Raw genomic sequence first — 14,197 nt, forward strand, 5'->3', positions numbered from 1 at the left:
TGACTTATTCGTTGGTCACTGCCAGCACTTCTTCGAGAGAAGTAAGACCTAATTTCGCTTTATGAAGCCCTGCATCGCGCAGAGAGCGTACGCCCTCCAGCTTTGCCTGCTCCGCAATTTCGAGCGCGCTACCGTCGCGCAGGATGATGCGCTGAATCTCTTCTGTGATCGGCATGACCTGATAAATCCCCAGTCGACCTTTGTACCCGTTGTTGCAGGCAGAGCAGCCCACCGGGCGGTAGGTCACCCACGAACCATCGATCTCATCCTCAGGGAAGCCGGCGTCCACCAAAGCTTCATGAGGAATATCAGCGGGTGTCTTGCAAATGGGGCAAAGTCGGCGGGCCAGGCGCTGCGCCGTGATCAAGATCACGCTCGATGCAATGTTGAAGGGGGCGATGCCCATGTTGCGCATGCGAGTCAACGTGGTGGGAGCATCATTGGTATGCAAAGTGGACAGAACCAAGTGCCCCGTCTGTGCTGCCTTGATGGAAATATCGGCAGTCTCCAGATCCCGAATTTCACCCACCATGATGATGTCCGGGTCCTGGCGCAGAAACGACTTGAGGGCCACGGCAAAGGTAAGCCCCGCCTTTTCGTTGACGTTGACCTGGTTGACCCCCGGCAGGTTAATTTCAGAGGGGTCTTCCGCCGTGGCGATATTGACGCCAGGCTTGTTGAGTAGATTCAAGCAGGTGTAAAGCGAAACCGTTTTACCCGACCCGGTGGGGCCGGTAACCAGGACCATTCCATACGGGCGCCCGATCGCTGCCAAGAGGCGCTCCTTCTCCACGGCCTCATAACCTAGGGCGTCAATGCCGAGTTTTGCGCTACTGGGATCCAGGATACGGATCACGATCTTTTCGCCGAACAGGGTAGGTAATGTGCTGACGCGAAAATCAATAACCCGGTCTGGCCCCACCTTCAGTTTCATTCGCCCGTCTTGAGGTACCCGTTTCTCGGAAATGTCGAGTCGCGAGATCACCTTGATGCGGGATGCCAGCTTGTCTTTGATGGCGATGGGCGGCGATGCAATTTCACGCAGTTCACCATCGATACGAAACCGCACCCGATATTGGTGCTCATAAGGTTCGAAATGCAAATCAGATGCCCGCATATTGAAGGCATCCAGCAGCATTTTGTGCAGGAACTTGACGATGGGAGCGTCTTCTACCTCGGTTCCGGTGTCTGCGCTCTCTGTGGCTTCTTCAATAGCGATGTCATCGAACTCAAAATCACCTCCCCCGCTGATCAGCGTATCCATGGATTCGCTGGTGGACTTGGTGCTACTTTCTATCAGGCGGCTCAGTTTGTCGTATTCCGCAATAATCCAGTCCACTCCCATTTGGGTAGTGAATTTGATCTTCTCGGCAGCCTCTTGATCCGTTGGGTCTGCCGTGGCCACGATGAGCCGGTTGTTTCGTTTGCTGAGAACCACCACCCGGTAGGCACTGCAAATCTTCGCGTCCAGCAGATCTTTGGGAAGTCGCAGGGGGTCGATTGCATCCAGATCCAGCAAGGGTGCGCCAAAAACGGCCGACACCGTGTGTGCCAAATCGGAAGCGGACACAGCGCCGGAGCCGGTCAACTCGGCGATAAAACTGGTACGCCCCGCTTGTGACTTTTTGTAAATATCTTCGGCGGATTTTTGTGTCAACTTTCCCGCCGACATCAGCGCGCGACCCAATCCTGGCAGGGCTACCGAGGAGGTTTCTTTCTGGGCAGTATCGACAGCGGCCATGTAACCCGGGCAAGTAGTGGTTAAAAAAACCATCCTATCACCCCCGAACACTCACGCGCTACACAGCTCTGCCATATTGGCAGTATCGCCACACTGCCCTGGTGGGTGCTTGATTTATTCGAAAAGTGGTCGGGGTGAGAGGATTCGAACCTCCGGCCTCTACGTCCCGAACGTAGCGCTCTACCAGGCTAAGCTACACCCCGTGTACTGGGGCCGCTGATCACAGATCCGGCTGCATTTGGCGGATTTCAGGCGCGGCGTTCCAGCAATTGTGCTGCCAATTGTAGCAAGCTCGTTGAGTGGGCGCCCGGTGGCAATTGCTCTGCGGCGGCCATTGCTCGGCGGGCTTCCGAGAAGGCTGCAATGCGCGCTGCTTCGAGCGCTCCGGTCATTCTCACGATGGTCACCACATCGTCCAGGCGGTCTGTGGATCCCTCCTCGATGGCGTGTCTCACAATGGCGGCCTGCTCGGCGCTGCCTCTTTGCATGGCCACAATGAGGGGGAGGGTTGATTTGCCTTCGCGCAGGTCATCGCCCAGGTTTTTCCCCATTTCCGAGGCATTTCCGTCATAGTCCAGCACGTCGTCAATAATCTGAAACGCTGTGCCGAGCGCTTGACCATAGGTGGCGCAGGCCTCTTCGATTTCTGGAGGGCTGTTGGCAAGAATGGCGCCCAGCCGCGCGCTGGCTTCAAAGAGCTTGGCCGTCTTCGAGCGAATAACTTGCAGGTACCCCTCCTCATCGAGAGATGCGTCGTGCATGTTCATCAACTGCAATACTTCGCCTTCAGCAATGACATTGGTGGCCTCGGACAGCACCTCCATGATGCGCATGCTTCCTGCTTCCACCATCATTTGAAATGAGCGCGTGTGCAGAAAGTCCCCCACCAGAACGCTCGCGGGATTGCCGAAAGTCTGGTTGGCCGTGGCGCGTCCCCTGCGAAGGGTGGACGCATCTACAACGTCGTCGTGCAGCAAGGTGGCGGTGTGAATCAGCTCAACGACTGCCGCCAGGCTGAATCGATGGTGCTCGCGATAGCCCAAGGCGCCGCATACCAGCAGCAGCAAGGCCGGGCGCAGACGCTTGCCGCCGGCCGCGATGATGTACTGGGAGATTTGTGCCACCAAGGGCACGCTGGACGTCAGGCGTTGGGCAATGACCTGGTCCACTTCGCGCATGTCGTCGGTGATGATCGTCAGCGGCGATGTGGCGGCGGAGATGAGGGGGGATGTCAAGATAGAGTGGCACGCAGAAAGTGCTGCGGATTATAGGAAGGCCCGCGTGCACGCCGGCGGTGGCTGATGTGCCGGAGGCACAAGTGCACGCCGGGGGTTGGCTGAAATTTCCAAGGGTGGTATAATTTTTGGCTCTGTGGAAATTCGTCTGCAGAACTCATATCAAGAGGTCAACATGTACGCGGTCATAAAAACCGGCGGCAAGCAGTATCGCGTTGCTTCCGGCGAAAAAATTAAAGTAGAACAGATTGCTGCGGACGTAGGCCAGGAAATTGTGATCGACCAGGTTCTGGCTGTCGGCAACGGCGCTGAACTGAAGGTGGGTACTCCCCTGGTGTCCGGCGCAACCGTGAAAGCCACCGTTGTGGCGCACGGCAAGCACGACAAAGTGCACATCTTCAAGATGCGCCGTCGCAAGCACTATCAGAAACGTCAAGGTCACCGTCAGCAGTTCACCGAACTGCAAATCGGCGTGATCGCTGCTTAAGAAGGAGCTGATGTCATGGCACAGAAAAAAGGCGGCGGCTCTACGCGAAACGGGCGCGACTCCAAGCCGAAGATGCTGGGTGTCAAGGCGTTCGGTGGTGAACTGATCAGTGCTGGTTCGATCATCGTGCGCCAGCGCGGCACTCGCTTCCACCCCGGCAGCAATGTCGGAATCGGCAAGGATCACACCTTGTTCGCCTTGGTGGACGGCCACGTGTCGTTTGGCACCAAGGGTGCGTTGTCCAAGTCCACGGTCAACGTGACTCCCGCCTGAGGTTGATTCCTCTGGCAGCAATCGAAGCCCCGCCCTGTCGGGGCTTTGTTGTTTAAGGCGTGCGCTGGTGCTAAGGTGCTGGCCCGCGTGCCCCGCATGGACGGGGCTTTGTGCTTTCAGGAGGGGTTGCCCGCCTGCGTTGCGCTCTTTTGTAAACTGGATATCCCATGAAGTTCGTCGATGAAGCCTTTATTGACATTGCCGCAGGTGATGGTGGCAATGGCTGCGTGTCGTTCCGGCACGAAAAATACAAGGAATTCGGCGGCCCCAATGGCGGAGACGGCGGGCGTGGGGGGCATGTATTTGCCGTGGCCGACCCCAATCTCAATACTCTGGTGGATTTCCGCTATTCGCGTCGCCATGAAGCCAAACGGGGTGAACACGGCATGGGCTCCGACATGTTTGGCGCCGCTGGCACCGACATCACCCTGAAGATGCCGGTGGGCACCATCATTACCGACGCCGAAACGGGCGAGGTGCTGTATGAGTTGCTGACGCCCGGGGAGGTGGTCACCATCGCCAAGGGCGGGGATGGTGGTTTTGGCAACATGCGCTTCAAAAGCGCAATCAACCGCGCTCCGCGTCAAAAGACCCCGGGCTGGCCGGGTGAGAAGAAAAATCTCAAGCTGGAATTGAAGGTGCTTGCCGATGTCGGGCTGCTGGGTATGCCCAACGCGGGCAAATCCACCTTCATCACCGCGGTATCGAACGCGCGCCCCAAGATTGCCGACTATCCCTTCACCACGCTGCACCCGAATCTCGGGGTGGTGCGCGTGGGGCCTGAGCAGAGCTTTGTGGTGGCCGATATTCCTGGTCTGATTGAGGGTGCCTCGGAGGGGGCCGGACTTGGCCACCAATTCTTGCGCCACCTGCAACGCACCCGGCTGCTGCTGCACATTGTGGATCTGGCGCCTTTCGATGATGCGGTGGACCCGGTGGCCCAGGCCAAGGCCATCGTGAACGAGCTGAAAAAATACGACCAGAAGCTCTACAGCAAGCCACGCTGGCTGGTGCTGAACAAGCTGGACATGGTGCCAAAGGAGGAGCGGGAGGCGCGCGTGAAGGATTTTGTCAAGCGCTTCAAATGGAAAGGGCCGGTGTTCGAAATCTCTGCACTGACGCGCGAGGGTTGTGAGCCGCTGATCCATGCGATCTTCCGCCATGTGCAGTCCGAACAACGGATCGAAAACGAGCCGGTGGAAGTGGATCCACGGTTTGCTGGAGATGCCGCCGTTTGATACCGTTGGCTGTTCAGGCTGCTTATTTTGCTATATAAATAATAGCTGCTTGCGCTTTATCCATAGGCGCCAGCGGTCAAAATGACTCAAAAAATGGTTTCCAGCGTATTGCGCGATGCCCGTCGCATTGTGGTGAAAGTGGGCTCCAGTCTAGTGACCAACGAGGGGCGCGGCCTTGATGAAACCGCCATCGGCGAATGGAGTCGCCAGCTGGCTGCGCTCGTGCGCGGCGAGGGCGGTGTTCCACGCGAAGTGGTGATGGTGTCCAGCGGTGCGATTGCGGAAGGCATGAAGCGCCTGGGCTGGACTGCGCGCCCCCAGGAAATCCACGAACTGCAGGCTGCTGCGGCGGTGGGGCAGATGGGACTGGCGCAGATGTACGAGACCAAGCTGCGCGAGCAGGGCATGGGCAGCGCACAGGTGCTGCTCACCCACGCCGATCTGGCTGATCGTGAGCGCTACCTCAATGCGCGCTCGACCTTGCTGACGCTGCTGCGCCTTGGCGTGGTTCCCGTGATCAATGAAAACGATACCGTGGTCACGGACGAAATCAAATTCGGTGACAACGATACCCTCGGTGCGCTGGTGGCCAACCTGGTCGAGGCGGATGCGCTGGTCATCCTCACGGACCAAAAGGGGCTCTACACGGCAGATCCGCGCAAAGATCCATCGGCCCAGTTTGTGCATGAAGCCCAGGCGGGCGATCTGGCTCTGGAAGCCATGGCCGGCGGGGCGGGCTCCAGCATTGGCAAGGGTGGAATGATCACCAAGATTCTGGCTGCCAAGCGGGCGGCGGGGTCGGGGGCTTCCACCGTCATTGCCTGGGGTCGTGAAGAGAATGTCTTGGTGCGGCTGGTGCAGGGCGAAGCGCTCGGTACGCTGCTGGTGGCCCAGACGGCCAAAACACAGGCCCGCAAGCAGTGGATGGCTGACCATCTGCAAATGCGGGGCGCTGTGGTGGTGGACGCCGGTGCTGCCGCAAAGCTGCGCGATGAGGGCAAAAGCCTGCTGCCCATCGGAATGACGGCAGTGGAGGGCGATTTTTCGCGTGGCGAAGTGATTGCGGTGCGCGATCCGTCGGGCCGGGAAATCGCTCGCGGACTGGCCAACTACGCCAGCGCGGAGGCGCGGCTTTTGTGCCGCAAACCGTCTTCTGAGTTTGAAAAGCTGCTCGGTTATGTCGCCGAGTCGGAGATGGTGCACCGCGACAACCTGGTTCTTTCAGCGGCTTGACGCGCCTTGTCAATGCCTAGGTAACCTGGATAGGCCGTTCAGAGGGAAGGCCGCATTCGCAAGCCAGGTGTCGCACGGGCCCCGCAGGCGGGCTTGCCCTGCGCACAAAAGATTTAAATCGAGCGTGGCGCGATGCCGGGGTAGGGCAAGGCTTCCAGCTCTGCCGGCACACTGTTTTGCGGATCCGGATCAAAACTTGCGCCGGGCGGCAGTTCCATTCCGGGGTTCAACAACAAAGATCCCGCGCGGTGCATGGGGCCGCCTTGTGGATCCATGTCGCGCGCCCGCATGCCACTGCGAAGGTAGCGATTGCGCTGCTCATGACGTGGAAGGTACCGGGCGAGTTCCGTCAAGGCCATCTCATAGACGCCGCGTTTGAACTCGACCACCACATCCAGCGGCACCCAATAGTCGTGCCATCTCCAGGCATCGAACTCGGGATGGTCGGTGGCCCGAAGGTTCAGATCCCAATCGTGGCCCACCAGTTGAAGCAGATACCAGATTTGTTTCTGGCCTTTGTAATGACCGCGCGCATCGCGGCGGATGTACCGGTCAGGCACCTCATAGCGCAACCAGTCCCGCGTACGGGCGACCAAGCGCACATGGTTGGGATGCAGTCCCACCTCCTCATGCAGCTCACGAAACATGGCTTGCTCGGGGGTTTCGCCCCGGTCAATGCCACCTTGCGGAAACTGCCAGCTGTGGGTGCGAATGCGTTTGCCCCAGAACACCTGGTTCTTCTGGTTGAGCAGGATGATGCCGACGTTCGGCCGAAAGCCGTCCCGGTCAAGCATAATCAAACCCCAAATTTTTAAACTGTGTCCATTATGCACGGCGCCTAGTGCGCGGCAAGTGGGCTGGTCTGTTCTGCCTGAAATCGATTCCGATGAAAGCCTCCCAATTCTTTATCTCCACCCTCAAGGAAGCTCCGGCCGATGCCGAAGTGGTCAGCCACAAACTCATGATGCGGGCGGGGCTGATCAAGAAGCTGGGCGCTGGCATCTACAGCTACATGCCCATGGGCGTTCGGGTGATCCGCAAGGTCGAGGCCATCGTGCGCGAGGAAATGAACCGTGCCGGTGCGGTGGAGCTGGTCATGCCCGTGGTTCAGCCGGCAGAGCTGTGGCAAGAAACGGGGCGGTTTGAGAAGATGGGCCCTGAGTTGCTGCGCATCCAGGATCGCCATGGCCGTGATTTCGTGGTGCAGCCGACCAGCGAAGAAGTGATCACTGACATCGCACGCCAGGAGCTACGCAGCTACAAGCAGTTGCCCAAGAACTTCTACCAGATCCAGACCAAGTTCCGTGATGAGCGCCGGCCCCGCTTTGGCCTGATGCGTGGGCGCGAGTTCACCATGAAGGACGCCTATAGCTTCGACCGCGACCAGGTCTCGGCCAAGGCCAGCTACAAGGTCATGGCCCAAGCCTACCGGCGCATCTTTGACCGTTTCGGCCTCACCTACCGTGCTGTGGCGGCCGACAGCGGCGCCATTGGTGGAGACCTGAGCGAGGAATTCCAGGTGATTGCCGCCACGGGTGAAGACGCCATCGTTTACTGCCCCCAGAGCGACTATGCCGCCAACATGGAAAAGGCCGAGGCGCTGGCCCCTTCGGGAGCGCGTGGCGCGGCGACACAGGGGATGGCCAAGGTCGCAACGCCCGGCAAGAGCACCTGCGCCGACGTGGCGGAGTTGCTGGGCGTGCCGCTCGAGACCACCGTCAAATCGCTGGTGCTGGCCACCGACGAGACCAACGCGGCGGGCGAGATTGTCAAAACCCAGGTCTGGTTGCTGCTGCTGCGTGGTGACCACGACATGAACGAGATCAAGGTGGCCAAGGTGCCGGGGCTGGAGGGCTTCCGCTTTGCAACCCTGGGCGAGATTGACGAGCACTTTGGCTGCAAGCCCGGTTATCTGGGGCCCATCGGCTTGAAGAAGCCGCTCAAAATCGTGGCAGATCGTGAAGTCACGCTGATGGCCGACTGGATCTGCGGCGCCAATGAAGCGGATTTCCACACCACCGGCGTGAACTGGGGCCGTGACCTGCCCGAGCCAGACGCCGTGGCCGATCTGCGCAATGTGGTGGCGGGCGACCCCTCGCCGGATGGCCAGGGGGAACTTGCCATTGAGCGCGGCATCGAAGTGGGCCATGTCTTCTATCTCGGCACCAAGTACAGCCGCGCCATGAACGCCACCTTTCTGGACGAAAACGGCAAACCCCAGCCGCTGGAGATGGGTTGCTACGGCATCGGCATTACCCGCCTGCCTGCTGCAGCGATCGAGCAGAACCATGACGAGCGCGGCATTATCTGGCCCGATGCGATTGCACCCTTCACCGTGGTCATCTGCCCCGTGGGCATGGACCGCAGCGAAGCGGTCAAAACCACGGCCGAGTCGCTGTATGCCGATTTGCTGGCCGCTGGCGTCGACGTGATCCTGGACGACCGCGGCGAGCGACCCGGCGCGATGTTTGCCGACTGGGAGCTGATTGGCGTGCCACACCGCGTCACCGTTGGCGACAAGAGCCTCAAGGAAGGCGTGGTCGAGTACCAGCACCGCCGCGACGCCACAGCCTCCAAAGTGGCCGTGGCCGATATCCTGACCCATGTGAAGGGGCGCATGGTCGTATGACAAGGGAGCGCGATCTGTCTGCAGGCGCCTCGGCCCCTACCGGGCTGACCGGTGTTTCCCGGCGTGCGTGCCTGGTGTCGCTTGCGGCACCTGCCGCATGGCTGGGGGCGCCTGCGCAGGCCCACGCAGGCAGTCAGCTGGAAGAGCCGTTGATGGATTCGGTGCGCACGGCGCTGACATCGGCGGTGGGCAACTTTGGCCCGCCCGAGCCGCAGTTCTTCAGCACCGAAGCGCGTCTGCACTATTTGCGCTGGCTGGGCACCATGAGCGACCGTTTGCGCCGTCGCAAGCCTGAATGGGAAGTGCGCCGCGACTTCCTGCAGACGGTGTGGTACGAGTCCAAGCGCGCGGGGCTCGATGTGTCGCTGGTCATGGGGCTCATTCAGGTCGAGAGCGCCTTTCGCAAGTTCGCCGTGTCCAGCGTGGGGGCTCGTGGCTACATGCAGGTCATGCCCTTCTGGACGCGCGTGATTGGTGATGGCGACCCGGGCAAACTGTTTCACATGCAGACCAACCTGCGTTTTGGCTGTGTGATCCTGCGCCACTACATCGACCGCGAGCGCGGCGACCTTTTCCTGGCGCTGGGCCGCTACAACGGCAGCCGGGGCCGCTCGCCCTATCCCGATGCCGTGTTTGGTGCCCAGCGCAACTGGCATTTCAACGAGAAACCCGCAGCGGCCTGATTCATCAGGGTGACGGGTGCGGGCGCGGGCACAAGGTGGATCAGGGTGCGGCCGTTGCGGCAGGGTCTACAGGGCCGCTGTTTTCCAGGGGTACTGGTTTCAGGCGCGACACCATCACCTGATCAACGCGAAAGCTGTCCACGTCCACCACCTCGAACTTGTAGCCGCCCCAGCTCACACTGTCGGTGCGTCGGGGAACGCGGCGCAGCATCACCATCAGGAAGCCGGCCAGGGTTTCGTAGTCGTCGCTGTGCGGCAGTTCGTCCAGGCCCAGCGCATGCAACACGTCTTCCACCGGGGTGACGCCATCGATGAGCCACGAGTTCTCGTCGCGCCGCACGATCTGCTCTTCGTCGGCCGATCCCACCAGATCGCCCATGACGGTGCTCATCACGTCGTTCAGCGTGACCACGCCCACCACCAGGCTGTATTCGTTCACGATGACGGCGAAATCCTCGTGCACCTGGCGGAACTGTTCCAGCACCTCGGACAAGGTGAGGCGGTCGGGCACGATCAGCACCTTGCGCACCAGGCTGTCGTCGGCCAGCGAAATGGGCTGGTTGTTCAGCACACGCTGAAACAGGTCTTTGGCGTCCACATAGCCCACCACATGGTCGATATCGCCTTCACACACAGGGTAGGTCGAGAAGGGCTCGGCCGCGATGCGCAGGCGAATCACGGCGTCCGGCTCGTCGCGCAGAAAAAAGGCAATGCGATCGCGTGGTGACATGGCACTAGACACCATGCGCGTATCGAGCTCAAACACATTGGTGATGACCTGCTGCTCGCGCGCGGCCAGCACGCCCGCCCGCGCACCGGCTTCCATCATGGCCAGGATGTCGTCAGAGGTGATGCGGTCGTCCCGCAGGGACGACATGCCCAGCAGGCGGAACAGGGCGTCCGCCCCCTTGCTGTAAAACCACACAAGCGGACGCATCACGGTCATCAGGAACACCATGGGCTGGGCCAGCCGCACCACCATGTTCTCTGGCTCGGCCATGCCCAGGCGCTTGGGGAACAGGTCGGAAAACAGGATGAACAGCGACGTGATGACTACGAAAGACGCCAGAAAGCCGACGGTCTGGGCGCTGGCGTCCGGTAGCCACAGCCCTGACAGCGCCGTGAAATGCGGGCTCAGCGCGCCTTCGCCAACGATGCCCCCCAAAATGGCCACTGCGTTTTGTCCGACCTGCACCACGGTGAAGTAGTCCCCTGGCTGCTCCTGCAGGCGCAGCACCCGGTCGGCGCGTGCATCACCCTCGTCCGCCATCTGGCGCAGGCGCAGGCGGCGTGCGGCAGCCAGCGAAATTTCGGCCACCGAAAAGAATGCACTGGCTGCGATGAGCAGGCCAATGATGAGCAGGCTTTGGGTCAGGGTCATGGTGATGGAGAAGCCGGGCGGGGCCTGGCGGCAGACTCGCCGGGCCTTGTGAGTGTAGCGGCGCACGCGTGCACTGCAGTACGGCTTGCAGCACCCAGAGCTGCGCAATTGCGCCCGCCAGGGTGAGCGCCAATGCACGGAAAGGATGATCCCGAGCGCTGACAAATCGACGTCAAAACGGGCAAAGCCGCCCGCAGGCGGCCTTGCAGCACTAGAGGTGCGGACGTGTGCCCTGCGGCGTGGCTCAGCCCTCGCTGCCGAGCAGCTGCTTGAGCTCGCCCGATTCGTACATCTCCATCATGATGTCCGAACCGCCAATGAACTCACCTTTCACATACAGCTGCGGAATGGTGGGCCAGTTGCTGTATTCCTTGATGCCCTGGCGGATTTCCTCGTCTTCCAGCACGTTGACTGTGGTCAGGGCCTTGGTGTCCACGCCGCAGGCCTTGAGGATCTGGATGGCACGGCCCGAAAAGCCGCACATCGGAAAGCTGGCATTGCCTTTCATGAACAGCAGGATGTCGCTGGATTTCACGAGGGCGTCGATGCGTTGTTGGGTGTCGCTCATGGGGTTCTCCTTGTAGGGGGCTGACGGGCAAAAGGCCCGCAATGGGTGGATTATTTCACTGTCGGCCACTGCCCGCCGGTGCAACGCGCGATGCCGGCGAGGTCTTTGCGGCTTTGCACCTGCGCAAAGCCCTGTTCTCGCAGCAGCGTGCTGACGGCGGCGGCCTGGTCCCACCCGTGTTCCAGCAGCAACCAGCCGCCCGGCACCAGATGCGCGGGGGCTTGGGTCACGATGGTGCGGATGTCGTCGAGTCCGTCGGCACCGCTGGCCAGGGCCTGCAGGGGTTCGTGGGTCAGCGCGGCCAGGTGCGGGTCGGCCGTCGGAATGTAGGGCGGGTTGGAGACGATGGCGTCAAATCGGCCTTCGACACCGTCCAGCCAGTGGCCCCGTGCAAACTGCACGGGCAACGCCAGGCGCTGTGCATTGGCTTGCGCCACGGCCAGGGCATCGGAGCTGGCATCCACGGCCAGCACCTGGGCTTTGGGGCGCTGGTGCTGCAAGGCCAGCGCAATGGCGCCGCTGCCGGTGCCCAGGTCCACGATGCGTGGCGGGTGCAGCGGGTCGGTCAGGGGTGCGATCACTTCCAGGGCCCAGTCCACCAGCGTCTCGGTGTCGGGGCGCGGGTCGAGCACGCGGGCGTCAATGACCAGCGGCAGGCCATAAAACTCTTTGCGCCCGGTCAGGTAGGCCACGGGCTCTCCGGCTGCGCGGCGTTGGCACAGGGCCATGAATGCTTCTTGCACTGCGGGCTCCAGCGCATCGGTGTCATGCGCCAGCAGCCAGGCGCGGCCTGCGTCGGGGCGGCCCATGGCGTGCAGTAGCAGCATCTGTGCATCGATGCGTTCCAGGCCCAGGGTGCGGGCCTGCGTCAGAACCTGCGCCAGGGTGGGGGTTGATGTGTTCACTCTATTTTTGATAGCTGCTTGCGCTTATGCAAAAAGGGCTACAGCCCGATTTCATTAAAAATCATTGTCCGCCTTGGATGGAGGCGCCCATCTCCAGCTCTTCGAGCTGCTCGGCTTCGCGTGCATGCGCCAGTGCTTGCAGCACCTCGGTCAGGTCGCCATCCATCACATATTGCAGCTTGTAGAGCGTGAGGTTGATGCGGTGGTCGGTCAGCCGCCCCTGCGGGAAGTTGTAGGTGCGGATGCGGTCGCTGCGGTCGCCGCTGCCGATCAGGCCCTTGCGCAGCGCGGCCTCTTTGGCGGCGCGCTCGCTGCGCTCTTTCTCCTGGATGCGCGCCTGCAGCACCTGCAGGGCCTTGGCCTTGTTGCTGTGCTGGCTGCGGCCGTCCTGGCACTCGGCCACGATGCCGGTGGGCAAGTGCACCACGCGCACGGCCGAGTCGGTCTTGTTGATGTGCTGGCCGCCCGCGCCGCTGGCGCGAAAGGTGTCGATGCGCAGATCGGCCGGGTTGAGCTTGATGGCCTCGGTCTCGTCGGGTTCGGGCATCACGGCCACGGTGCAGGCGCTGGTGTGGATGCGGCCCTGGGTTTCGGTGGCGGGCACGCGCTGCACGCGGTGGCCGCCCGATTCGAACTTCAGTGCGCCGTAAACGTGGTCACCTTCGATGCGCAGCACGATTTCCTTGTAACCCCCCAGCTCGGCCGCGTTTTCGCTGATGACCTCGACCTTCCAGCCCACGCGGTCGGCGTAGCGCATGTACATGCGCGTGAGGTCGCCCGCAAACAGCGCCGATTCATCACCACCCGTGCCCGCCCGGATTTCGACAAACGCGTTGCGTGCGTCGTCGGGGTCTTTGGGCAGCAGCAGGCGCTGCAATTCGTCTTCGAGCTGCCGCAGCTCGGCGGAGGCAGCGGTGATTTCTTCCTGCGCCATTTCCGCCATCTCAGGGTCGGCAAGCATCTCGCGCGCTCCGGCCAGGTCGGCTTCGCACTGCACAAAACGGGCATAGCGGCCGGCGACCTGGGTGACCTCCGCATGTTCGCGCGACAGCACGCGGTATTGCGCCATGTCGGCCATGATGTCTTCGCGCGAGAGCAAAAAATCCAGTTCGCCCAGACGCTGCGCATAGCGTTCCAGCTGGCTTCGGAGAAAGGGTTTCATTTTTAATCGTTATTGTTGCTACTAAAAACGTAGCTGCTCGCGTTTATCTGGTATGGGCAAATGATCGATTTTTCCTAAATATTCAAGGGTCACAGATACTTCGCACCATCTGTTCTGGATCGTCGAAGCCTGGGCGCTCAGCGGGTACAGCCCTTCAGTCCTTCGGCATGCCCAAGGCCGGCCAGACCCCGTGCGAACGGCTGCCCATCGAAGACAGGTTGCCAATCAGGCAACGGGCCGTGACAGCCGGGGGCGAAGGCTCAGTGGGCTCCGTCCAGGATCCAGCGCGCCAGGCCCCGGGCGCTTTCTTCGCTCAGGTGTTCGTGGGCGCCAATGCGGCCCACCAGGCGCGGCTTGCGCAACTCGGTGATCAGGTGGTATTCGGCGCCGGCTTCGCCGCGGTGCTTGGCGGTGTGGCTGGCCAGCTGCGCAAAGCTGGGCGCGTTGGGGTGGTAGGCGTTGCTGTGGCAGCTGTAGCAGCCCATCTCCACCGCCAATGTGGAGCCGGCCTGTGCCAGTGGGCAGGCCGCCAGGGCGAAACCCAGGAGGAAGGGAAGGACGATTTTGTGTGCGTGGGCCATGGGCCGGACTTTCAAGCAAAGGGAAACAACGGGCAGCAGGCGCTGCCGAGCCAGTGTTGCCCCGAACCCCCCATGGACGGG

14 protein-coding genes and 1 tRNA gene are annotated in these 14,197 nt (G+C 61.4%); 6 read left to right on the plus strand and 9 right to left on the minus strand.

All coding sequences use genetic code 11. The features are described 5' to 3' along the window. Positions 1-4: 4 nt before the first annotated feature. The 3 genes from pilB to K226_RS0107345 form a co-directional block, all read right to left on the minus strand. Positions 5-1,741 (minus strand): type IV-A pilus assembly ATPase PilB, encoded by a 1,737-nt coding sequence (gene pilB / locus K226_RS0107335; protein WP_024814185.1) that lies wholly within the window; start codon positions 1,739-1,741, stop codon positions 5-7. A gap of 126 nt (positions 1,742-1,867) precedes the next feature. Then, positions 1,868-1,944 (minus strand) — tRNA-Pro (locus tag K226_RS0107340). 45 nt (positions 1,945-1,989) lie between these two features. Next, entirely contained in the window at positions 1,990-2,919 is a 930-nt protein-coding gene (locus tag K226_RS0107345; RefSeq protein ID WP_024814186.1) for a polyprenyl synthetase family protein, read from the minus strand. Positions 2,920-3,151: 232 nt separating this feature from the next. Here K226_RS0107345 and rplU point away from each other — a divergent pair, with 232 nt between their 5' ends. The 4 genes from rplU to proB all read left to right on the plus strand — a co-directional run bounded on the left by rplU (position 3,152) and on the right by proB (position 6,207). Further along, positions 3,152-3,463: a 50S ribosomal protein L21 gene (rplU, locus tag K226_RS0107350; protein ID WP_024814187.1), complete on the plus strand. Its 312-nt coding sequence runs from the start codon at positions 3,152-3,154 to the stop codon at positions 3,461-3,463. A gap of 15 nt (positions 3,464-3,478) precedes the next feature. Beyond that, positions 3,479-3,736, plus strand: coding sequence for a 50S ribosomal protein L27 (gene rpmA / locus K226_RS0107355; protein WP_024814188.1), 258 nt, complete (start codon positions 3,479-3,481; stop codon positions 3,734-3,736). A 167-nt stretch (positions 3,737-3,903) separates the two neighbouring features. Then, positions 3,904-4,974: an Obg family GTPase CgtA gene (gene cgtA / locus K226_RS0107360; RefSeq protein WP_024814189.1), complete on the plus strand. Its 1,071-nt coding sequence runs from the start codon at positions 3,904-3,906 to the stop codon at positions 4,972-4,974. A 93-nt stretch (positions 4,975-5,067) separates the two neighbouring features. Further along, entirely contained in the window at positions 5,068-6,207 is a 1,140-nt protein-coding gene (gene proB, locus K226_RS0107365) for a glutamate 5-kinase (RefSeq protein ID WP_024814190.1), read from the plus strand. 113 nt (positions 6,208-6,320) lie between these two features. Here proB and K226_RS0107370 read toward each other — a convergent pair whose 3' ends face one another. Beyond that, the gene (locus K226_RS0107370; protein WP_024814191.1) at positions 6,321-7,001 is read right to left on the minus strand and encodes an RNA pyrophosphohydrolase; all 681 of its coding nucleotides are present in this window, start codon (positions 6,999-7,001) and stop codon (positions 6,321-6,323) included. A gap of 92 nt (positions 7,002-7,093) precedes the next feature. On the opposite strand from K226_RS0107370, the gene K226_RS0107375 reads away from it, so the two are divergent. Both K226_RS0107375 and K226_RS0107380 read left to right on the plus strand, forming a co-directional pair. Further along, positions 7,094-8,836 (plus strand): proline--tRNA ligase, encoded by a 1,743-nt coding sequence (locus K226_RS0107375; protein ID WP_024814192.1) that lies wholly within the window; start codon positions 7,094-7,096, stop codon positions 8,834-8,836. Further along, a complete protein-coding gene (locus tag K226_RS0107380; protein WP_024814193.1) occupies positions 8,833-9,519 on the plus strand; it encodes a lytic transglycosylase domain-containing protein in 687 nt (228 codons plus the stop codon). The genes K226_RS0107375 and K226_RS0107380 overlap by 4 nt, the downstream gene beginning before the upstream one ends. A 40-nt stretch (positions 9,520-9,559) precedes the next feature. Here the strand turns inward: K226_RS0107380 and K226_RS0107385 are convergent, their stop codons facing one another. The 5 genes from K226_RS0107385 to K226_RS0107405 form a co-directional block, all read right to left on the minus strand. Continuing rightward, positions 9,560-10,900 (minus strand): hemolysin family protein, encoded by a 1,341-nt coding sequence (locus K226_RS0107385; protein ID WP_024814194.1) that lies wholly within the window; start codon positions 10,898-10,900, stop codon positions 9,560-9,562. A gap of 244 nt (positions 10,901-11,144) precedes the next feature. Beyond that, on the minus strand, positions 11,145-11,468 hold the full coding sequence (gene grxD, locus K226_RS0107390; RefSeq protein ID WP_024814195.1) for a Grx4 family monothiol glutaredoxin: 324 nt from the start codon (positions 11,466-11,468) through the stop codon (positions 11,145-11,147). Positions 11,469-11,518: 50 nt separating this feature from the next. Next, complete coding sequence (gene prmC / locus K226_RS0107395; RefSeq protein WP_024814196.1) at positions 11,519-12,373, minus strand: peptide chain release factor N(5)-glutamine methyltransferase; 855 nt, start codon at positions 12,371-12,373, stop codon at positions 11,519-11,521. Positions 12,374-12,434: 61 nt separating this feature from the next. Beyond that, positions 12,435-13,535, minus strand: coding sequence for a peptide chain release factor 1 (prfA, locus tag K226_RS0107400; protein ID WP_024814197.1), 1,101 nt, complete (start codon positions 13,533-13,535; stop codon positions 12,435-12,437). A 260-nt stretch (positions 13,536-13,795) separates the two neighbouring features. Further along, complete coding sequence (locus K226_RS0107405) at positions 13,796-14,116, minus strand: hypothetical protein (protein ID WP_024814198.1); 321 nt, start codon at positions 14,114-14,116, stop codon at positions 13,796-13,798. Between the last annotated feature and the right edge of the window lie 81 nt (positions 14,117-14,197).

The organism is Acidovorax sp. JHL-3 (genome assembly GCF_000526295.1).
In the GTDB taxonomy this organism is placed as follows: Bacteria; Pseudomonadota; Gammaproteobacteria; order Burkholderiales; family Burkholderiaceae_C; genus Acidovorax; species Acidovorax defluvii.